18 protein-coding genes are annotated in these 19,910 nt (G+C 60.5%); 8 read left to right on the forward strand and 10 right to left on the reverse strand.

The genetic code is table 11. From position 1 onward, the window contains the following. Window positions 1-5: 5 nt before the first annotated feature. Window positions 6-1,319, reverse strand: a complete 1,314-nt coding sequence (locus HX823_RS12755; RefSeq protein ID WP_177075072.1) for a hypothetical protein — start codon at window positions 1,317-1,319, stop codon at window positions 6-8. Between the two features lie 268 nt (window positions 1,320-1,587). Here HX823_RS12755 and HX823_RS12760 point away from each other — a divergent pair, with 268 nt between their 5' ends. Then, window positions 1,588-2,457 (forward strand): oxaloacetate decarboxylase, encoded by an 870-nt coding sequence (locus tag HX823_RS12760; RefSeq protein WP_033902205.1) that lies wholly within the window; start codon window positions 1,588-1,590, stop codon window positions 2,455-2,457. A gap of 37 nt (window positions 2,458-2,494) precedes the next feature. Here HX823_RS12760 and HX823_RS12765 read toward each other — a convergent pair whose 3' ends face one another. Continuing rightward, window positions 2,495-3,319, reverse strand: a complete 825-nt coding sequence (locus HX823_RS12765) for a hypothetical protein (protein WP_218169756.1) — start codon at window positions 3,317-3,319, stop codon at window positions 2,495-2,497. Window positions 3,320-3,578: 259 nt separating this feature from the next. Between HX823_RS12765 and HX823_RS12770 the strand changes: the two genes are divergently transcribed. Next, complete coding sequence (locus HX823_RS12770; protein WP_038843303.1) at window positions 3,579-4,352, forward strand: SDR family NAD(P)-dependent oxidoreductase; 774 nt, start codon at window positions 3,579-3,581, stop codon at window positions 4,350-4,352. Here HX823_RS12770 and HX823_RS12775 read toward each other — a convergent pair. After that, complete coding sequence (locus HX823_RS12775) at window positions 4,337-5,251, reverse strand: LysR family transcriptional regulator (RefSeq protein ID WP_177075073.1); 915 nt, start codon at window positions 5,249-5,251, stop codon at window positions 4,337-4,339. The genes HX823_RS12770 and HX823_RS12775 overlap by 16 nt on opposite strands. A gap of 372 nt (window positions 5,252-5,623) precedes the next feature. On the opposite strand from HX823_RS12775, the gene HX823_RS12780 reads away from it, so the two are divergent. Next, window positions 5,624-6,946 (forward strand): OprD family porin, encoded by a 1,323-nt coding sequence (locus HX823_RS12780; protein ID WP_177075074.1) that lies wholly within the window; start codon window positions 5,624-5,626, stop codon window positions 6,944-6,946. On the opposite strand, the gene HX823_RS12785 is transcribed toward HX823_RS12780, so the two are convergent. Next, window positions 6,947-7,429 carry a helix-turn-helix domain-containing protein gene (locus HX823_RS12785; protein WP_177075075.1) on the reverse strand — a complete coding sequence of 161 codons (483 nt, stop codon included), beginning with the start codon at window positions 7,427-7,429 and terminating at the stop codon, window positions 6,947-6,949. A 107-nt stretch (window positions 7,430-7,536) separates the two neighbouring features. On the opposite strand from HX823_RS12785, the gene fabF reads away from it, so the two are divergent. The 3 genes from fabF (at window position 7,537) to HX823_RS12800 (ending at window position 11,335) form a co-directional block, all read left to right on the forward strand. After that, window positions 7,537-8,805, forward strand: a complete 1,269-nt coding sequence (fabF, locus tag HX823_RS12790; protein ID WP_177075076.1) for a beta-ketoacyl-ACP synthase II — start codon at window positions 7,537-7,539, stop codon at window positions 8,803-8,805. 65 nt (window positions 8,806-8,870) lie between these two features. Continuing rightward, a complete protein-coding gene (locus HX823_RS12795; RefSeq protein WP_177075077.1) occupies window positions 8,871-9,251 on the forward strand; it encodes a RidA family protein in 381 nt (126 codons plus the stop codon). Between the two features lie 104 nt (window positions 9,252-9,355). Beyond that, on the forward strand, window positions 9,356-11,335 hold the full coding sequence (locus HX823_RS12800) for a U32 family peptidase (RefSeq protein WP_177075078.1): 1,980 nt from the start codon (window positions 9,356-9,358) through the stop codon (window positions 11,333-11,335). Here the strand turns inward: HX823_RS12800 and HX823_RS12805 are convergent. Next, entirely contained in the window at window positions 11,313-12,215 is a 903-nt protein-coding gene (locus HX823_RS12805; RefSeq protein WP_177075099.1) for a DMT family transporter, read from the reverse strand. The genes HX823_RS12800 and HX823_RS12805 overlap by 23 nt on opposite strands. Before the next feature lie 109 nt (window positions 12,216-12,324). Between HX823_RS12805 and HX823_RS12810 the strand changes: the two genes are divergently transcribed. Together HX823_RS12810 and HX823_RS12815 are read left to right on the forward strand one after the other, a co-directional pair. Further along, entirely contained in the window at window positions 12,325-12,765 is a 441-nt protein-coding gene (locus HX823_RS12810) for an Lrp/AsnC family transcriptional regulator (RefSeq protein WP_038843286.1), read from the forward strand. A gap of 99 nt (window positions 12,766-12,864) precedes the next feature. Continuing rightward, window positions 12,865-13,716, forward strand: a complete 852-nt coding sequence (locus HX823_RS12815; RefSeq protein ID WP_177075079.1) for an NmrA family NAD(P)-binding protein — start codon at window positions 12,865-12,867, stop codon at window positions 13,714-13,716. A gap of 98 nt (window positions 13,717-13,814) precedes the next feature. On the opposite strand, the gene xylB is transcribed toward HX823_RS12815, so the two are convergent. Genes xylB through HX823_RS12840 form a run of 5 tightly spaced genes read right to left on the reverse strand, consistent with a single transcriptional unit; the run spans window position 13,815 to window position 19,770 of the window. After that, window positions 13,815-15,275 (reverse strand): xylulokinase, encoded by a 1,461-nt coding sequence (xylB, locus tag HX823_RS12820; RefSeq protein ID WP_177075080.1) that lies wholly within the window; start codon window positions 15,273-15,275, stop codon window positions 13,815-13,817. A gap of 6 nt (window positions 15,276-15,281) precedes the next feature. Further along, complete coding sequence (locus tag HX823_RS12825; protein WP_177075081.1) at window positions 15,282-16,283, reverse strand: LacI family DNA-binding transcriptional regulator; 1,002 nt, start codon at window positions 16,281-16,283, stop codon at window positions 15,282-15,284. 22 nt (window positions 16,284-16,305) lie between these two features. Next, window positions 16,306-17,238, reverse strand: a complete 933-nt coding sequence (locus HX823_RS12830; protein WP_177049523.1) for an ABC transporter substrate-binding protein — start codon at window positions 17,236-17,238, stop codon at window positions 16,306-16,308. 29 nt (window positions 17,239-17,267) lie between these two features. Then, a complete protein-coding gene (locus HX823_RS12835; RefSeq protein ID WP_016975702.1) occupies window positions 17,268-18,245 on the reverse strand; it encodes a sugar ABC transporter permease in 978 nt (325 codons plus the stop codon). After that, entirely contained in the window at window positions 18,238-19,770 is a 1,533-nt protein-coding gene (locus HX823_RS12840; RefSeq protein WP_177075082.1) for a sugar ABC transporter ATP-binding protein, read from the reverse strand. Before HX823_RS12840 ends, HX823_RS12835 begins: the two co-directional genes overlap by 8 nt. Between the last annotated feature and the right edge of the window lie 140 nt (window positions 19,771-19,910).

Below are 19,910 nucleotides of genomic sequence, written 5' to 3' on the forward strand. Positions count from 1 at the left end.
CTCCCTCAACTGCCGTTGAGGATTTCTCTCTCATATGCTTCAGAATAATTATCGTAGGCGCTGTGCACCTCAGAAAACGCACGCTCAAGTCCCGAGTGATAAAACATCATGAACAATTTATGCACATCCCATATATAAGCGGAGAAGTCCATGTCTTTTAAGTAGCGATCAATATCAATCCTGCCACTTTCGAGTGCCTCCCGAATGCAGTAGTCCATGAGCCCTCCTTCATCGTCACGACAAAAAGCAATGGCTTGCTCGCTGCCAGGATTTTCAATTATTCGCTGAACCAGTGTATGTTGGTGCTTTAGAATCAATTCCTTTTTGTGGGTCGCATAATGATCTTCTACTACGCGAACCACGGCTTCCCGAAAGGCGTCAAAGTCGGATTCATCGGCGAACCCCAGCCTGTTTGAATACACCGCGCGAAATACACTGATCACGGCATTTTTCTGCGGGAATGTTGAGTCATCCGTCATCCCGACAAGCTGGGTGATTTTATAAACGTAGTCGGTAAATTGTTTTCCCGCCGGATAGTCATCCCGATCTGCATAAATCACGCGATATATCTCATCAACATCGTATTGATCAGGGGATTCCGTGTTGTAAAACTTAATCATAGCCTCAATAAAATACTTGTTGTTCTCAACGCTCGGGTGAAGATTCAGATACTTGGGAATAGCGACCTCACACTTCATAAGTTCGCCCAGGTCCCGTGCAAGCTTGATTTTCTGCTTCTCTCCCTCGGCTTTTGCGCCCGAGATCAACGCTTGCGACACCCTGGATGCCACAGACTGCTGAGAAACCCTGGTGTATAAGGACGGGTTCTTCAGTGTCTCGTCGAATAGAGCACTAGCCAGCGCTTGATTGTTGTCGGTTATTTCAATCTGCGCCTCATGATACTTATATTTTTTACGTTCCCTTTCGGACAGCGCCAATGATGTTGAGGATATATTTTGCGAGCCTATGACCGTGATCGAATCATAACTCAGCATCTTAATGTGGCACGCCACATGAAGAAAAAGCTCCACCGTTGGAGGGATGCGGTCAATAATAGTAGTCAGCTCAGCCTGCAAGGCTTTCGTATTTAAATTTCGGCCATCCCCAATGCCTGCGAGCCCAAGAATGATTCGATGGGACTTGCCATGGGGAAACACGTGCTCCGTCAGAAATTCGAGTGCATCAACAAGATATTCATAGCTGCAGTACGTTATAACCAATACTCTGTTGCTACCTTGCGCGGCCTTGAAAGTAGCGAATGCATCATCAATATAGTGCCGGTGATAGAGATCACCTACGACTGCGCCTATTTTCTTCATATGCTGCCATTAGCTCCCTGCAATTATAATTTATCTTTCAAACCGTAGTGCCAAGGCCAGACTAGCTGATTCCCACCGTACACTCACCCATGGTTGACGCTCAAGGTTGGGACCCTGTCCACTCCCAAACCGTAAACCCATGCTCCATGCAGTTGCGCCCTCTCTGATGCTGAAACGTCATCATCTCCTATCCGCCCGCATGTTAACCTCGCACTACCACGAATAGACATTGATCGTCACAAGACGATGACCAGAACCAGGAAAGCCCATGCCAAAGATTTCTCACTCAGCCCTGCGCCGCACCTTCCGTGAATTGCTTGCCACCCCAACCTGCGTTGAAACCGCTTCCGTCTTTGACCCGATGTCGGCGCGCATTGCCGCTGACCTGGGTTTCGAAGTTGGCATCCTCGGTGGCTCCGTTGCGTCGTTGCAGGTATTGGCCGCACCCGATTTCGCGCTGATCACCCTGAGTGAGTTCGTTGAGCAAGCCACCCGTATCGGGCGTGTCGCCCAACTGCCGTTCATTGCCGACGCCGACCACGGCTACGGTAACGCGCTGAACGTGATGCGCACCGTCGAAGAGCTTGAGCGTGCCGGTGTGGCCGCGTTGACCATTGAAGACACGTTGCTGCCCGCGCAGTTTGGCCGCAAGTCCACCGACCTGATCTCCATCGAAGAAGGCATCGGCAAGGTCCGCGCCGCGCTGGAAGCCCGTGTTGATCCCGAGCTGTCGATCATTGCCCGGACCAATGCCGGTGTGTTGCCGACCGAAGCCGTCATCGAGCGCACCCTGGCGTATCAGAAAGCCGGCGCCGATGGGATTTGCATGGTCGGTGTAGCGGACTTCGAGCATCTGGAGAAGATTGCAGAGAACCTGACGGTGCCACTGATGCTGGTGACTTACGGCAATCCCAAGCTCAATGACGCCAAGCGCTTGGCGAGTCTCGGCGTGCGTGTGGTGGTTGCCGGCCACGGCGCTTACTTTGCCGCGATCAAGGCGACCTATGACAGCCTGCGTGCCCAACGCCAGTTGACCCACAGCACCGATAACCTCAGTGCCACCGAGTTGACGCACACCTACACGCTGCCGGAAAACTACGTGGCGTGGGCTGAAGAGTTCATGGATGTAAAAGAGTAAGACTCACGCCAGAACGAGGGGGGATCCCCCCTCCTCTTCACTCACCACGCCGCCCCAGCCTTACAATGCCGGGAAGTCCCGGTTGGTCGACAAATGTTCTGACGCCTTCCGGCTGCCAACTTTCCTTCATCACCGCCCCCAATGACGTGTAGTACTGCGCCAATTGCGTGATGTCGTTGATGATCGTCCAAGTGTTCTTGCGCACCGCCGCAATCGGAAACTCGCCTGGCCTGGCGACGGCCCCGGAGACACCGCCAGCCTGTTGCACATTATCTTTTTCATGGCTGACCATGTAGGACAGGTAATTGACCTGCGGGCCGTGTCGCAACACATTGTGCTGGCGCACGGCGAATGGCCGGTTACTGTCATCCAGTGCCACTTCGCGGTTGATGCAATCGATCACTTGCTGCTCTTCAATGGAGCCCGCCAGCACGGTTCGTGGCCGTCCAGCGCCACGGAAGGTGATGATGTCGTGCGCGTCATAATCCCCGGTGAAAGCCTTCTTCTGCCAGTTCCCGAGCCGCTTGAGTGCAGCGAGGCTGCCTTCCAGGTTCTTGATGTCGATGGGTTGGATCGACGTGTCATCCTCAAGATCGCCACTGAGGTAAACGCCGACCAGTCCCGTTGGGTCCCAATGACCCACATAACCCTCCAGCCCGGCGGTGCGCAGGCGCAGCAGCAAGTCGTTGGCCTTGTCGGGACCATATGCCTTGGCGAGGGAGCTTTGCTTGATGGTTTTTTCCAGGATGTTATGGCCCTTGGCGGCTGCGCCACGCTCTAAAGCCAGGAGCGTGGCGCGGCCAGCCGACCTGAAACTGATGGAGAAGTTGCCTTTGACTGAGGCTCGCTCAATGGCGTCCATGTGCTTTTCTAAAATGAATTCACGGGCAACGCGTTGCCTTGTTTTTGTGTCATCCGGCATCGTTAAGGCCAATTTGAGGTAGGAAGGTTCTCCTCTCCAAACGTCCTGGTCACGGGTTTTATTCCATGACGGCCAAACTATGAACCTAAAGCTCATAACTCGTTAACTATTGCGTGGATTATCCAAGGTAATCATCCGCCGTAACCTGTGCCCATAGCGCAAGCACACCGCCTTGCGCAGCACATGAACGGAGCTTTCCATGACCTTATCCACTCCCCGCCAGCTTGAAGGCAAAGTCGCGCTGATCACCGGCGCCAGCTCTGGCATTGGCCGTGCAACTGCCGTTGTCCTGGCTCAACGCGGCGCAAAGATCGTTGCCGCTGCCCGCCGCCAGAGTGAGCTGGACGAGGTGGTTGCCGAGATCATCGCCCACGGCGGTATCGCTTCCTCCATCGTGGTCGACGTGACCCGCGAAGCCGACATCATTGCCATGGTCAAGTTTGCCGTGGACACCTACGGCCAGCTGGACATCGCCTTCAACAATGCCGGCACCGAAGGCGTGTTCGCGCCGCTGATCGAGCAGGACAATGCGCGCTTCGACCTGGTGTTCGAACCCAATGTGCGCGGCGTCTTCAACTGCATGAAGTACGAGGCCAAGGTGATGCTGGAGCAGGGCTTTGGCAGCATCATCAATAATGCGTCCATGGGCGGCGTGATCGGTTTCGAGAATGCCGCGCTGTATATCGGCACCAAGCACGCCGTGGTGGGCATGACCAAGACCGCGTCCATCGAGTGGTTCAAACAAGGGGTGCGGGTGAATGCGCTTTGCCCAGGGCTGATCGAAACACCCTTCCACCATCGCGGGATCTGGCCGTCGGTGGAAGCCCAGCAGGCGTTCGCCGCCAGCACGCCGGCCAGTCGTTTCGGCACGGCTGAAGAGATGGCGACGGTCGTGGCGTTCTTGGGCTCGGAAGATGCCAGCTACGTGTCCGGTCACGCCCTGCTGGCCGACGGCGGCTACTCGGTGGCCTGACGGTTACGCGCCTGGAAGAAGTCGATAAATGCCCGGAGCTTTCCGGGCATTTGCGCACGGTTGGCGTAATACAGGTGGAAGGTCTCGGCGGGCGCGGCGTATTTTTCCAGCAACGCGACCAACGCGCCGCTGGCAATGTCCGCCTGGGCAAACGGCCGGAATACCAGGGCCACGCCACATCCCAGGCGCGCCGCCGACAAGGTGGTGCGCATCTCATCCAGCACCAGGCGTCCCTTCACCTGGAGCTCGACATTGGCCTTGCCGATGCGAAACGTCCAATCCATCAGCGGCCCGCGACTGCTCAAACGCTGATGGATGCAGTCGTGGGCCAGCAGGTCTTCAGGTGTGTTCAACGGCGCCGAGCGTGCCAGATACTCCGGCGTGGCCACGGCCACCATCGGCTGCGACGCCCCCAGCGGCACCGCGATCATGTCACGCTGCAAGGCCTGGCCCAGGCGGATACCGGCGTCGAAGCCTGCGCCGATGATGTCGCTCAAGCCATTGTCCAGGGCGATATCCAGGCTGATGTCCGGGTAGTGCGCGAGAAACGCCGCCACATGCGGTTCGATCAGCGAGGCGTAGGCCACGTAGGAGCTGTTGATTTTCAACGCGCCATACGGGCGGCTGGCGGTGTCGTGTACCTGCTGCACCGAGAAGCGGATCTGCTCCAGGGCCGGGGCCAAGGTGTCGAGCAATTGGTTGCCCGACTCAGTCAACGCCACGCTGCGCGTGGTGCGGTTGAACAGGCGCACGCCCAATTGCGCTTCGAGCTGCTTGATGGTCTTGGACATCGCCGTGGGCGTGACCTCCATCTCGGCCGCCGCCCGCGCAAAATTCATATGACGGGCCACGCATTCGAACGCGATCAAGGCCGGCAGGTGGGTGGATTTCAGGCTCATGCAGCGTCTCGAAGGGTGGATGCCAATGGTGTGGCGCAGCATAGGTGAGTTCAACTAACCCGGCCACGCAAAAAAATCCGCCGCAGAGTCTGCGGCGGCAACCAAAGGACTTTGTCGAAGCAGAGCGGCTAAGACAGCGTCCACGCTACACCCGCAGTCGATTAAAAATAGTGAAGTTTAATTAATCGAGTTTCATCCCTTGGCCCGCTGCAGGCCCCGCAGACTGGGCTTAGAATCAAGCTCGGCAACCACGCCGAACACAATAAAAACCGTAACAGCTCACCTGCAAACATCTGCCCATACAACTTTATGCACCCTCCAATCAGTGCGGTGTTTCTGTGCGCGCGTTCATTCTTCCGGGGAAGTTACAACATGATTAAACAGTCGAGCCTGTTAGCACTGGCGGTGTGTGCCGGTATCAGTCAACTGGCGTTTGCCGAAACGGTCACCGACCAGGCGGACTCCAAGGGGTTTATCGAGGGCAGCAGCGTCACCGGGTTGTTGCGCAACTACTACATGAACCGTAATCGCGAAGGTGGCCGGGCCGATAACATCGACTGGACCCAGGGCGCGATGCTCAACTACGCCTCGGGCTTCACCCAGGGCACTATCGGCTTCGGCGTGGATGCCTACGCCTACGGCGGGCTGAAACTGGACGCCACCCACGCGGATGCCGGCACCGGCAACCTGCCGACCGACCGGCATGGCGACCCCGAAGACGCCTACGGCTCCGTGGGTGCGGCGGTGAAGATCAAGATCTCCAAGACCCAGCTCAAATTCGGTGACATGCAACCCACCGCCCCGGTCTTCGCCACCGGCGGCACCCGCCTGTTGCCGCAGACCGCCACCGGTTTCGACCTGACCAGCAGTGAAATCGCCGGCCTGGACCTGGAAGCCGGGCATTTCACCAGCACCAACAGCGGCATGACCAGCAACCATGACCACGATATCTACGCGACCTACGCCAATATCGCCGCCAACAGTGCCAGTTTCGTCGGTGGCAAATACACCTTCAGCCCGTCCCTGAGCGCGACCGTCTATGCCGGTGAACTGGAAGACATCTGGCGCCAGTACTACACCAACCTCAACTACGTGATCCCGCTGGCCCATGACCAGTCACTCGCGCTGGATGGCAACCTCTATCGCACCCTCGATACTGGCAGCGCCAAGGCCGGCGCGATCAACAACACCACCTACTCGCTGGCGGCGGCGTACTCGTTCCTGCAGGCGCACACGTTGACGCTGTCGTTCCAGAAAGTGCATGGCGACACGCCGTTTGACTACATCGGCACCGGCAACAACGGCGCGGGCGAAGGCGGCGATTCGGTGTACCTGGCCAACTCGGTGCAATGGGGGGACTTCAACGGGCCGGGCGAACAGTCCTGGGGCATTCGGTATGACCTGAACATGGCCAGCTATGGCGTGCCAGGGCTGAGTTTCATGGGCCGCTACATCAACGGCTCGGACATCAATGGCACCCATGCACCGGATCACAGCGCCTATGTGGGCGACTACGGCGCCGACGGCGCGCACCACGAAACCGACCTGGAGGCCAAGTACGTGATCCAGAGTGGCCCGGCGAAAAACCTGTCGTTGCGTGTCCGCGATGCAATCGTGGCGTCGAACGCCGACCAACGTGATGGTGACCTGAATGAGTTGCGGCTGATCGTCGACTATCCGTTTACCTTGCTCTAATCAATCCGGCATCGCCCCCAACCGCTGGCGCATCCCTGCGCTGGCGGCTGGACCGGCTTGGATCGTGCACTGGTCCAACGGCACACATTGGCCTGCGGCATTCGCCATCGCCGGCTGCACCGGCAAACCGGTCGCACGCTCCACCACTTCCACACTGTAGCCTTCTTCGGCGAAATGCCGGTTGCCCCAGGCCACCAGCGACATCAGCACCACACTGAAGTCCTCACCCTTGGCCGTCGGCACATATTCGTAGCGTGGCGGTCGCTCGCTGTAGGGTCGCCGCTCCAACATCCCCGCCTCCACCAGGCCATTCAAACGGCGCGTCAGCATATTCGGCGCGATGCCCAGGCTGCGCGAGAACTCGTCGAAGCGGCGCAGGCCGTGCAAGGCGTCGCGCATGATCAGAATGCTCCACCACTCCCCTACCCGCTCAAGGCTGCGGGCGATCGGGCATTCGTCGCTGATGAGGGACTTGCGTTGCATGGCGCTTCCTGTGGGTCAGTGCAAATGTGTGTGACGCCATGTTACTTTCATGATGATAGTGACGTCCATAGGGTCTGTTCCCTCACCGCAACCGGAGTCGATTGATCATGAGTAAACGCATCGTTGTGACAGGCATGGGCGCCCTGACGCCGTTGGGCGCTGACGTGGAATCCACCTGGCGCCGCCTGTTGGCCGGGCAATCGGGCATCCGTCGCCTGCCGGAAGAGTTGATCGGGGATTTGGCCGTCAGCATCGGTGGCCAGGTGCAGAGCGCTATCCAGGATCCTGAAGCCGGATTTGACCCGGACCGCCTGCTTGCGGCCAAGGAACAACGCAAGATGGACCGCTTTATCCTGTTCGCGCTGGCGGCGGCGGATGAAGCCTTGAAGCAGGCCGGCTGGGCGCCGAACACAGTGGGAGAACAGGAACGTACGGCGACCATTATTGCGTCTGGTGTTGGCGGTTTCCCGGCGATTGCCGATGCAGTACGCACCACTGACAGCAAAGGCCCACGGCGTTTATCGCCGTTTACCATCCCGTCCTTCTTGAGCAACATGGCCGCTGGGCATGTGTCGATCAATTACGGCTTGAAAGGCCCGCTGGGGGCGCCGGTGACCGCCTGTGCCGCAGGTGTGCAGGCCATCGGTGATGCGGCGCGAATGATTCGTGCCGGTGAAGTCGATGTGGCGGTGTGCGGCGGCGCGGAAGCGGCGATTCATCGGGTCAGCCTGGCGGGTTTTGCGGCGGCGCGGGCGCTGTCCAGTGACTTCAACGGCACGCCCGAATTGGCTTCGCGGCCATTCGATCAGGCGCGCGACGGTTTTGTCATGGGCGAAGGCGCCGGCATCCTCGTTATCGAAGAACTGGAGCATGCCCTGGCACGTGGCGCACAGCCCATTGCGGAGTTGGTGGGCTACGGCACCAGTGCCGATGCCTACCACATGACGGCCGGCCCGGAAGACGGCGACGGTGCGCGACGCGCCATGCAGCAAGCCTTGCGCCAGGCCGGCATCGAGGCGGCCCAAGTGCAGTACTTGAACGCTCACGCGACTTCCACACCGGTAGGCGATAAAGGCGAACTGGCCGCGATCAGGACGGTATTTGGCGCTAACGGCAGCCCGGCAATCAGCTCGACCAAATCTGCCACCGGGCACCTGCTGGGCGCTGCGGGCGGTATCGAAGCCATCTTCACCGTACTCGCCCTGCGTGATCAGGTCGCCCCGGTCACCCTCAACCTGCAAAACCCCGACGCGCTTGCGGATGGCCTGGACCTGCTGCGTGGTGCAGCCCGGCCGATGCCGATTGAATACGCGCTGTCCAACGGCTTCGGCTTTGGCGGCGTGAATGCCAGCGTGTTGTTCCGCCGCTGGGCGTAGTTTGCCCCTGCGGTATTTTTCGGGGACCATGGGCGCCTTTCTGAACCTGCCAATGAGAGGCGCCCATGGCCAACTACGACCTGCACTACACCCCGGATCCCGATGCCGATTCGATTTCTTCGGATGTGATCGGCTTCAACGGCATCCTGGTGTCCACCCAGATCCCAACCCGCGCCGATGGCAGCCTGGAGCTGGGCGATATCACCCTGCAAAGCGAATGCACCCTGCAAGCCTTGAAAGTCGCCCTGGAAAAGGCCGGCAGCTCTATGGACCGGGTGATGCACCTGACCATTTATCTGACGGATATGGCCGATCGCGGCGCCTTCAACGAGGTCTACAAGCGCTTTTTTGCCAAGCCCTGGCCCGTGCGTGCGGCGGTTGGCGTTGCCGCGTTGGCGGTAGAGGGCATGCGCGTGGAAGTCACTGCGATGGCCGCCAAGGCCTGAGTCAGCTTCGCCAGCGGTCACAATAGGACAATGCGCGGATGCTTGTAGGGATTTTCATCGCTACAATGCCCGCCTCAACCGTGACAAGCCTGACTAAAAAAACTATGTCCTTGCCCAAGCATCACCTGGAATTGCTCAGCCCTGCCCGCGATGTCGCCATCGCGCGCGAGGCGATCCTGCATGGCGCCGACGCCGTGTACATTGGCGGCCCAAGCTTCGGCGCGCGCCATAACGCCTGTAACGACGTGAGCGATATCGCATCCCTGGTGGAATTCGCCCGCCGTTATCACGCGCGCGTCTTCACCACGATCAACACCATTCTGCATGACAACGAACTGGAACCCGCGCGCAAGCTGATCCATCAGCTCTACGACGCGGGTGTGGACGCGTTGATCGTGCAAGACCTGGGGGTGATGGAGCTGGATATTCCGCCCATCGAGCTGCACGCCAGCACCCAGACCGACATTCGCACCTTGGGCCGCGCCAAGTTTCTCGACCAAGCCGGTTTCTCGCAGTTGGTATTGGCCCGTGAGCTGAACCTGCAGGAAATCCGCGCGATCGCCGACGAAACCGATGCCGCCATCGAGTTCTTCATCCACGGCGCCTTGTGCGTGGCGTTCTCCGGGCAGTGCAACATCTCTCACGCACAGAACGGCCGCAGCGCCAACCGGGGCGATTGCTCCCAGGCATGCCGTTTGCCGTACACCTTGAAAGATGACCAGGGCCGCGTCGTGGCCTTTGAAAAGCACCTGCTGTCGATGAAAGACAACAACCAGAGCGCCAATATTCGCGCGCTGGTCGAAGCGGGCGTGCGTTCGTTCAAGATCGAAGGCCGCTACAAGGACATGGGCTATGTGAAGAACATCACGTCCTACTACCGCCAGCGCCTCGACGACGTGCTTGAAGACCGCCCGGACTTGGCCCGTGCGTCCAGCGGCCGTACCGCGCATTTCTTCCTGCCCGATCCAGAAAAAACCTTCCACCGTGGCAGCACCGACTATTTCGTCACCGATCGCAAGGTCGACATCGGCGCCTTCGACACCCCAACGTTCACCGGCCTGCCGGTGGGTGTGGTGGAAAAAGCCGGCAAGCGTGACTTGCAAGTGGTCACCCATGAGCCGCTGTCCAATGGCGATGGCCTGAACGTGCTGATCAAGCGCGAAGTGGTGGGTTTCCGCGCCAACATCGCCGAGCCTAAAGGCGAGTTCGAGGAAGACGGCGAGAAGCGCTACCGCTACCGCGTCGAGCCGAACGAAATGCCGGCCGGCCTGCACCAACTGCGCCCGAACCACCCGTTGAACCGTAACCTGGACCACAACTGGCAACAGGCGCTGCTCAAGACTTCATCCGAACGCCGTATCGGCCTGACCTGGGCCGCCCGCCTGCGCGAAGCGCAGCTGGAAGTCACCGCCACCAGCGAAGAAGGCATCAGCGCCAGCGTCACCCTGCCCGGCCCGTTCGGCGTGGCCAACAAGCCGGAACAGGCGCTCGACACCCTGCGCGACTTGCTCGGCCAGTTGGGCACCACCGAATACCACGCGACCGACATCCAACTGGATGCGCCGCAGGCGTTCTTCATCCCTAACTCACAGCTCAAGGCCTTGCGCCGCGAAGTGATCGAAGCGCTGACCGCTGCCCGTGTGGCCGCTCACCCGCGTGGTGGACGCAAAGCCGAAACCACTCCGCCGCCGGTCTATCCGGAAGCGCATCTGTCGTTCCTGGCCAACGTCTACAACCAGAAGGCCCGTGATTTCTATTACCGTCACGGCGTGAAGCTGATCGACGCCGCCTTCGAAGCCCATGAAGAAACCGGCGAAGTGCCGGTGATGATCACCAAGCACTGCCTGCGCTTCTCGTTCAACCTGTGCCCTAAACAGGCCAAGGGTGTCACGGGCGTGAAGACCAAGGTCGCGCCGATGCAGTTGATCCATGGCGATGAAGTGCTGACCCTGAAGTTCGACTGCAAGCCGTGTGAGATGCACGTGGTGGGCAAGATCAAGGGCCACATCCTTGGCTTGCCGCAGCCAGGCAGCGCAGTGGAGCACTTCAACCCGGAAAACATCATTTTCCAGGGTACGCACTGACCCTCTGGGAGCGGGGCCACCACCAGCCCCGCTGCAACCCCGCCGCCGCCAGCAGAATCGCCGCCACACCCAGCCATTGCAGCCAACCCAGGCGATGCCCGAAGGCGATCCAATCGACGAAGATCGCCGCAATCGGGTAGATGAACGACAGCGCACCGGTAATGGCCGTGGGCAGTTTCTGGATCGCGCCGTACAACAACACGTACATCAAGCCGGTATGCACCACACCCAGCGTCACCAGTGCCGTCCAGGCATTGGGGGTGGCCGGCAGACTGTTCCAAGGCACCATCGGCGCGAGTAACAGCGCGCCGGTAGTCACCTGGATCAACGCCATCAGATGCGGCGGCACTTCTTTTAGACGCTTGATGATCAGTGCCGCAATGGCGTACAGAAAGGCCGCGCCCAGCGCCAGGGCGATGCCGACCAGGTAGTCGTCGCCAGTCGGTTGGTCGCCATGGGCAGTGACAATTGCCAGCATGCCCAGGAACGCCACACTCAGCCACGCGAGTTTCTGTACGGTGATTTTTTCCCCCAGGAACACCGCCGCCAGCATCACCAACATAAACGGCTGCACGTTGTACACCGCTGTGCTGATGGCAATCGACGCACGGGAATAGGATTCGAACAGCAGCAACCAATTGCCGACAATCGCCACGCCGCTGAGCATCGCCAGGCCGAGCTTGGCCCAGCTCAGCAGGCCCAGGCGCAAGTAACCCAGCAGTGCGCAGACCAGCAACAGCGTCAGCCCGCCGATCACGCAACGCCAAAACACCACTTCGATCACCGACACGCCAGACACCAATACGAACCAGCCAATGGTGCCCGAGATCAGCATGGCGGCGATCATTTCCCACGACCCGCGACGGATGGATGTGTCTATGATTGAAGCTCCTCAAGTGAGGCTCAATTATGGCAATCTGCTCGGGAGCGGCTCCAGCGCCTAAAAAAGGCCAAATCGCTGGATTGCCTTTACTTATTAGGTGGACACCATGATTGACACCATCGACCAGCAACTCATCGCGGCTTTGATGGACGACTCGCGCCTGTCCCTCAAGGCCCTGGCCGGCATTACCGGGTTGTCTTCGCCCAGCGTCGGTGAACGTTTGCGCCGTCTCGAAGAACGCGGCGTGCTGACCCACTACACCGTCGATATCGACCCCAAGCATTTCGGCTACCTGCTGCAAGCCATTGTGCGCATCCGCCCCCTGCCCGGCAAATTGCATGAGGTGGAACGGCAGATCCAGGCGATTCCCGAATTCACCGAGTGCGACAAGGTGACCGGCGATGACTGCTTCATCGCACGCCTGCATGTGCGCACCATGGATCATCTGGACAGCCTGCTCGACAAGCTGAATGCCTACGCCGAAACCAACACTGCCATCGTCAAGAAAACCCCGGTGAAACGCCGCCTGCCGCCGCTGGGGGATTAGTGATTTTGAGTCACTAGCGAAATGCCTGAGCGAGCATTCCGTCATGATTGAGCGCTGTTTATCCTGGCGCCACTCTTTGGAATAACAGGTAAAACGCTCATGTACGTCATTACGGGAATCACAGGCAAAGTCGGCGGCGCCCTGGCGCATAACTTGATCAAGGCGGGCCAACCGGTGCGCGCGGTCGTGCGCGATGCAGGCAAAGCGGTCTACTGGGCTGACCTGGGCTGCGACGTCGTGTTTGCAGAGATGGAAGATGCTCAAGCGCTGACGGCTGCATTCACCGGCGCGACCGGCGTGTTCATCCTGCCGCCGCCAGGCTTTGATCCGCAACCCGGCTTCCCCGAAGCCCGCGCCGTGATCAGCGCCGTCAGCCAGGCCCTGCAGGCCGCCGCACCGCCGAAAGTGCTGTGCCTGTCGACCATCGGCGCCCAGGCCGAGCAGCTCAACCTGCTGACCCAGCGCACCTTGATGGAGCAAGCCCTTAGCGCCCTCGACATCCCCGTCACCTTCCTGCGCCCGGCGTGGTTCATGGAGAACTCGCTGTACGACGTGATCTCAGCCCGCGACACCGGCGTGATCCATAGCTTCCTGCAACCGCTGGACAAAGCCGTGCCGATGATTGCCACGGCGGATATCGGCAGCGTGGCGGCGCAGTTGCTGCAACAGGACTGGGCCGGCCAGCGTGTGGTGGAACTGGAAGGCCAATGGGTGAGCCCCAACGACATCGCCCGGACGCTTGCGCAATTGCTGGGCCGCGACGTGCATGCCGAGGTGGTTGAGCGTGATACCTGGGAAGCGCTGCTGCGCTCGCAAGGTGCGCAGAACCCATTGCCGCGCATGCGCATGGTGGATGGGTTCAATGAAGGGTGGATTTGTTTTGAGCATGATCAGGTGCTTAAAGGGGCGACGCCGTTACAAACCGTATTGCGCGAGCTGATGAATAAATAAACAGGTTTTCTGTGGTGAGCAGGCTTGTTGTGGTGAGCAGGTTTCCTGTGGCGAGCAGGCTTGCCACAAACAAGCCCGCTCGACAGAGAGAGCAGCCCTTAGCCATGCAGCGCTTTTGCCGCAGCAAGCAAGCCTTGGAACTTGCGATATCGCACTTCCAGTACCGCCTGCTGCTTGGCATCCGGCAAGTATCGCGCCTTCACCGCCATCCCCGCCTGCAACAGTCTCTCCCCCTGCCCGATCGACAGAAAGCCCAGCTTCGCAGCCCCGATGCAGGCGCTCAACTCACTGCCGTGCAACGTAAAAATCTCCCGTTGCAGGATATTGGCCAGCAACTGCGCCCAATACTCGCTGCGCGCCCCGCCGCCCACCAATGCGCAGGCCCCGACTTCGGCGCCGGCCGATTGCATGGCGCGCAGCGCATCCAGCAAACCGAAACCCACGCCTTCCATCACGGCATAACCGAGCATCGCGGGTGTGCAGTCGTGGCCCAGGCCCATGAAACCGCCGCGCAGCAGTGGGTCGTTGTGGGGGGTGCGCTCACCGGCAAGGTACGGCAGAAACAAAGGCGTGCTGAGTGGCACGGGTTGTTCGATCGGCAATTGCGCCTGCACCTGGTCCAGCAACGCCTGCTCATCCGCAGTACCCGTCAGCCGTGTGACCCAGCGTAGGCAACTGGCCCCGGCGAGCATGGCGCCCATGGTGTACCAACGGTTGGGCAGCGCATGGCAGAAACTGTGCACGGCGCTGGCCGGGTTGCCGGCGGCGTGGTCGGTGATTGCGACGATGGCTGCGCTGGTGCCGAGGGTGATGAAGCCGTCGCCAGCATTGATCGCACCGATACCGACAGCCGCCACCGGGTTGTCGCCACCGCCGCCAGCAATCACGACGTCAGCCGACAACCCAAGGTCCATCGCTGTCAAACAAGCGCTCGCGGCACCGCCTTCGATCAACCGGGGCATTTGCTCCGGCGCAAGTCCCGTAGCGCGCAGCATGGGAGCGAACCACGCGCGTCGTGCCACATCCAGCCATAACGTGCCGGCAGCATCCGACATCTCACTGATGCGTTCGCCACTCAGGCGCAACCGCAGGTAGTCCTTGGGTGACAGCACACAGTCAATGGCCCTGAACACTTCAGGTTCATGGTGTCGCAGCCACAGCAGTTTCGGCGCCGTCAGCCCGGCCATCGGCAAGCTGCCGGTGATGCCGGAGAATTCCGGGCCCAACTGCTCGGCCTCGGCGACCGCACGGGAGTCATCCCACAGAATCGCCGGGTACAACACCCGATCATCCGCCCCCAACAACACCGCGCCGTGCATCTGCCCGGACAGGCCGATACAGGCCACACGCGCAAATGCCTCATGCAGGCGCAACTGGGCCAGCGCTTGCACACAGGCCTGCCACCAATCCTGCGGGTCTTGCTCGGACCAGCCGCTATGACGCCGAGACACGCTCAAGCGCACGCCGGCATGGGCCAGCACCGTACCGTCGAGGTCCATGAGGATGGCCTTGAGTTCCGAGGTGCCGAGGTCGATGCCGAGGGAAACGGGATTGCTCATACGGGGTCATTCCACTCCATTACAGCCACATGAATGACGCCATTGCAGGGTCGGCGCCAGGCGCAGGCTCTGGGTCGGCGCGTGGGGCGATGCCATGCGTTGCAACAACAGGTTCACCGCCTGGACACCGAGAGCTTGCACCGGCTGCGCGATCAAGGTCAGGCGCGGCACGAAAAAATCCGCCCAGTCGAAATCATCAAAACCCACCAGCGCCATCTGCGCTGGCACGTCGATCTGCGCGTCACGCAGGGCCTGCATGGCGCCCAGGGTCATCAGGTTGTTGCCGGCCATGATCGCCGTCGGCGGTGCCGCCAAGCCCAGCAACTGCACCGTGGCCTGGCGCGCCGGCTCAGTATTGGAGCCGCCATTGACCAGCAGCTCCGGATCAAACACCAGCCCCGCCCCCTGCAATGCGGCGCGGTAACCGGCGACACGCTCATCGGTGGTGCTGAACCCCTCGCGACCGGCGATAAAGCCGATCCGCCGATGACCATGGGCGATAAGGTGTTCAACCAGTACCTGGGTAGGCTGGGCATTCTCCACCCCAACCTGGTCGAAGTGCTCACTCATCATGCGGTCCACCAGCACCGCTGGAATTTCGTTGGTGCGCAGATAATCCAGGGCCTTGGAGCCGTTCGAAGGCGCCAGCACAATCCCATCCACCCGCCGATGATGCAGCGCCGTGACCACTCGCAGTTCCTGCTCCGGATCATCATGGGTGTCGACAAACAGCATCATGTAGCCGTGCTGGGCGCACGCGGTTTCAATCGCGTGCACCGTCTCACTGAAATAGTGGTTGGACAACGCCGAGATCGCCACGCCGATGGTGTTGGTGCTCGACCGGGCCAGCGAGCGCGCCAGGGTGTTGGGGATATAGCCCAACGCCTGGATCGCCTGCTGCACCGCCAGTACAGTGGCCGGGCTGACCTTGCGGGTGCCGTTCAACACGTGGGACACCGTCGACGTCGACACCCCCGCCCTGCTTGCCACGTCATCCATGGTGACCACGACGCTGTTCCTTCTCAGTGGATCAATGTTTGCTCGACCAACCGCTGTACGTCGCGACGTTGTCACGGGTGATCAGTTTGGGCGTGAGCAGGGTAACCGCTTCGGCCGGGGCTTTGTCATTGAGAATGTCATTGCCCACATTGACGGCGGTCTGCGCCATGGCCCACGGGTCCTGGCTGGACGACGCCTGGATCTGCGAGTCGGTCTTCAGCGCGTTCTCGATATCCGGTGCGCCGTCCACCGAGGTGATGATGATGCCGCTGCGCTTGAGCTGCTTGGCGGCCAGGTCGCTGCCGATGGCTTGTGGGTCGTTGATCGCGAACAGGCCATCGATTTTCGGAAAGCGCGTGAGGTAACCCTGCATCACGTTCAAGCCGCCTTCGCGCGAACCTTTGCCGTCCTGGTCATCGGACAGCACCTTGATATCCGGCGCAGCGGCCAGCGCGGCCTTGCAACCTTTGACGCGGTCAGTCACGGCGGTGACTTGCGGGCCGTTCTGGATGATCACGTTGCCTTTGCCGGAGAGTTTGTCCACCAGGTACTGGCAGGCCAGCTTGCCGGCTTCGACGTTGTCGGTCTGCACGGTCGCGTTCACGCCCTTGGCGTCCACATCCACGGCGACGACAACGATGCCGGCATCGCGGGCTTTCTTGATCGCCGAGGCCATGGCAGAAGGGTCGACGGCGTTGATCAGGATCAGGTCGACCTTGGATGAAATGAAATTGTCGATCTGCGAAAACTGCTTGCTCAGGTCGTAGTCAGCCGACACTGAGGTGACCTTGACGTTGGGGTTCAGCTCCTTGGCCCGCGCCGTGGCGCCATCGGCCAGCGTCACGAAATACGGGTTGCCCAGCGAGCCCATGCTGATGCCCAGGGCCTTCAACTCACGGGCTTCGACGGCTTGGGACATCAGGGCAGCCAAGGCAATGACGGGAAAGATACGTTTGAGGTTCATGCGGGTCTCTCTTGTGATTGTTGTAGGAATCAGGTCCGCGCACCGGACTGGCGATAACGATCCAGCGCCACTGCGCCAATGATCACGATGCCCTTGATGATGTATTGCCAGATATCCGACACGCCCAGCAGTACCAGGCCGTTGGTGAGCACTGCGATGATCAGCGCACCAATCAACGTGCCGCCGATGGTGCCGACGCCGCCGGTAAAACTGGTGCCACCGAGAATGACTGCCGCAATCGCGTCCAACTCATAGGATTGCCCGAGTTGCAGGCCATTGGCGGCGAATAATCGCGAAGCGCTCATCACGGCACCCAGCCCGGCCAACGCGCCGGACATCGCGTAGACGAACAGCAGCACTTTCCACACCTTGATGCCCGACAGTCGCGCCGCCTCCGGGTTGCCGCCCACCGAGTAGATCTGCACGCCCATTACCGTGCGGCGCAGGATGAACCACGACAACGCCACCACGGCCACGGCAATGATCACCAGCCACGGCACGCCGAGTACCGAGTCATTGCCGATAAAGGCAAACGGCAGGTCCGGGTTGAATACGGTCTTGTCATCTGCCAGCAAACGCGCCAGCCCGCGCATGGCCGTCAGTGCGCCGAGAGTGACGATAAACGGCGGCAGGCGCATAAAGGCGATCAAGCCGCCATTGACCAGGCCGAGCAACAGCCCGAAACCGATGCCGGCAGCAATCCCGAACATGCCGAACTGCGGCGACATCGACGCCTGCAACGCCACCACGGCTGAAGCGGCCAGGATCGCGCCCACCGACAAGTCGATGCCAGCCGTCAGGATCACAAAGGTCATGCCCGCCGCCAGCACCACATTCACCGACGCCTGCTGGGTGATGATCGACAGGTTCTGCACCGTCAGGAAGTTCTCGCTGGCCAGGGCAAAACCCACCAGCAGCAGGATCAGCACCGGCAACATGCCCACCGTGCGCATCAACTCGCGTGCGCGTTCCGCTTTACCGATTGTCGCGATATTCAACTCAGCCATGGGCAACCACCTGATCGCCACCGGTGGCGAGGTCAATAATGCGTTCCTGGGAAATAGCCTGGCCGGAGGCGCCGCCGACTTCAGCGACGAGCTGGCCTTCGCGCATGATCAGCACGCGGTCGCAGGTGCCGATGATTTCCGGCAGCTCGCTGGAGATCACCACGATGCCGACACCGGCCTGGGCCAATTGATTGATGATGCGGTAGATCTCGGATTTGGAGCCGATGTCGACGCCACGCGTAGGCTCGTCGAGGATCAGCACGTGCGGCTTGACCTCCAGCAGTCGCGCCAGCAACACCTTCTGCTGATTGCCACCGGACAGCGCGCCAACATTCACTTTGCCCGACGCCACGCGAATCGACAGCGACTTGATCGCGTCATTCGATCGCTGCAAGGCATGCCCGCGGTCCAGCACGCCACCGGCATGCGCATCCGGCACGCAGGCGCAGACGTTGATGTTGTCCGCCACGCTCATGTCGAGGAACAGGCCCTGGGCCTTGCGGTCTTCGGTGAGATAGACCACGCCGGCACGGATCGCGTCCGCCGGCGTGCGCAGCTGGGTAACAGTCTTGCCGACCACTTCCAAGGTGCCCGAGGTGCGTGGGTCGGCGGCAAAGATCAGCCGCGCCAGCTCGGTGCGCCCTGCCCCGACCAGCCCGGCAATACCCAGCACCTCACCGGCATGCAGGTCGAAACTGCAATGGCGCACGCGCTTGCCGTCGGCCATGTCGCGCACGCGCATCACCACGTTGCCAGGGTTGTAGGCGGCGTGTTCCTTTTTGTAGAAACCCGACAGGTCGCGGCCCACCATCATTTTCACCAGCACTTCGGCCGACAGCGCGTCGCGGGTCAGCTCGCCGATGTATTGGCCGTCCCGCAGCACCGAAACGCGGTCCGACAGCTCATAGATCTCGGCCATGCGGTGGCTGATATAGATGATCGCCAGGCCCTGGCTGCGCAGTTGCTTGATCAACGCGAACAACCGGTCGGTCTCGCGGGATGACAACGGCGTGGTCGGTTCGTCCATCACCAGGATCTTGGCGTGGGCATGCAGGGCGCGGGCGATCTCCACCAACTGGCGCTCGGCAATCGATAGGCTGCTGACCCGTGTGGCGGGTGTGAATTCGGCGCCGAGGCGTTGCAGCACCTCGACGCACCCCGCCTCCATGCCCTTGCGGTCGATGGTCCAGCCACGCCGCAGTTCGCGGCCCAGGTAGATGTTCTCGGCCACGCTGAGGTTGGGGCACAGGCTCAATTCTTGATAGATAACGGCAATGCCGAGGGTTTTCGCGGTGGCGGGGTCGAAGCAGGCTACCGTTTGACCGGCAATGCGGATTTCACCGCCGGGATCGGCTTGATAGGCGCCGGAGAGGATCTTCATCAGCGTGGACTTGCCGGCGCCGTTCTCCCCCATCAAGGCGTGGATTTCGCCGGGGTAGACCTTCAGGCCGACATTCTTGAGCACGCGCAAACCGTTGAAGGTTTTGCTGATGCCCTGCATTTCAAGCAAGGGTTCAAGGCTCATGAATGAGCTCCTGGTTTTATTATTTTTGTCGTCAGTGGGCCGACTCTAATGTAGAAACATTTCTTTACGCAAGCGCTTGCCTATCGGTTTTTGCGGGTGAAGAAACGTTTCATCAAGCCAATTTATTGAATAGGCACGCA

Source organism: Pseudomonas sp. P7759 (genome assembly GCF_013386445.1).
GTDB classification, from domain to species: domain Bacteria; phylum Pseudomonadota; class Gammaproteobacteria; order Pseudomonadales; family Pseudomonadaceae; genus Aquipseudomonas; species Aquipseudomonas azotoformans_A.

Bases quoted from the DNA above. Each gene is read 5' to 3' on its own strand.
- HX823_RS12755 (WP_177075072.1), bottom strand. From the start codon at position 1,319: ATGAAGAAAATAGGCGCAGTCGTAGGTGATCTCTATCACCGGCACTAT.
- HX823_RS12760 (WP_033902205.1), top strand. From the start codon at position 1,588: ATGCCAAAGATTTCTCACTCAGCCCTGCGCCGCACCTTCCGTGAATTG.
- HX823_RS12765 (WP_218169756.1), bottom strand. From the start codon at position 3,319: ATGGACGCCATTGAGCGAGCCTCAGTCAAAGGCAACTTCTCCATCAGT.
- HX823_RS12770 (WP_038843303.1), top strand. From the start codon at position 3,579: ATGACCTTATCCACTCCCCGCCAGCTTGAAGGCAAAGTCGCGCTGATC.
- HX823_RS12775 (WP_177075073.1), bottom strand. From the start codon at position 5,251: ATGAGCCTGAAATCCACCCACCTGCCGGCCTTGATCGCGTTCGAATGC.
- HX823_RS12780 (WP_177075074.1), top strand. From the start codon at position 5,624: ATGATTAAACAGTCGAGCCTGTTAGCACTGGCGGTGTGTGCCGGTATC.
- HX823_RS12785 (WP_177075075.1), bottom strand. From the start codon at position 7,429: ATGCAACGCAAGTCCCTCATCAGCGACGAATGCCCGATCGCCCGCAGC.
- fabF (WP_177075076.1), top strand. From the start codon at position 7,537: ATGAGTAAACGCATCGTTGTGACAGGCATGGGCGCCCTGACGCCGTTG.
- HX823_RS12795 (WP_177075077.1), top strand. From the start codon at position 8,871: ATGGCCAACTACGACCTGCACTACACCCCGGATCCCGATGCCGATTCG.
- HX823_RS12800 (WP_177075078.1), top strand. From the start codon at position 9,356: ATGTCCTTGCCCAAGCATCACCTGGAATTGCTCAGCCCTGCCCGCGAT.
- HX823_RS12810 (WP_038843286.1), top strand. From the start codon at position 12,325: ATGATTGACACCATCGACCAGCAACTCATCGCGGCTTTGATGGACGAC.
- HX823_RS12815 (WP_177075079.1), top strand. From the start codon at position 12,865: ATGTACGTCATTACGGGAATCACAGGCAAAGTCGGCGGCGCCCTGGCG.
- xylB (WP_177075080.1), bottom strand. From the start codon at position 15,275: ATGAGCAATCCCGTTTCCCTCGGCATCGACCTCGGCACCTCGGAACTC.
- HX823_RS12830 (WP_177049523.1), bottom strand. From the start codon at position 17,238: ATGAACCTCAAACGTATCTTTCCCGTCATTGCCTTGGCTGCCCTGATG.
- HX823_RS12835 (WP_016975702.1), bottom strand. From the start codon at position 18,245: ATGGCTGAGTTGAATATCGCGACAATCGGTAAAGCGGAACGCGCACGC.
- HX823_RS12840 (WP_177075082.1), bottom strand. From the start codon at position 19,770: ATGAGCCTTGAACCCTTGCTTGAAATGCAGGGCATCAGCAAAACCTTC.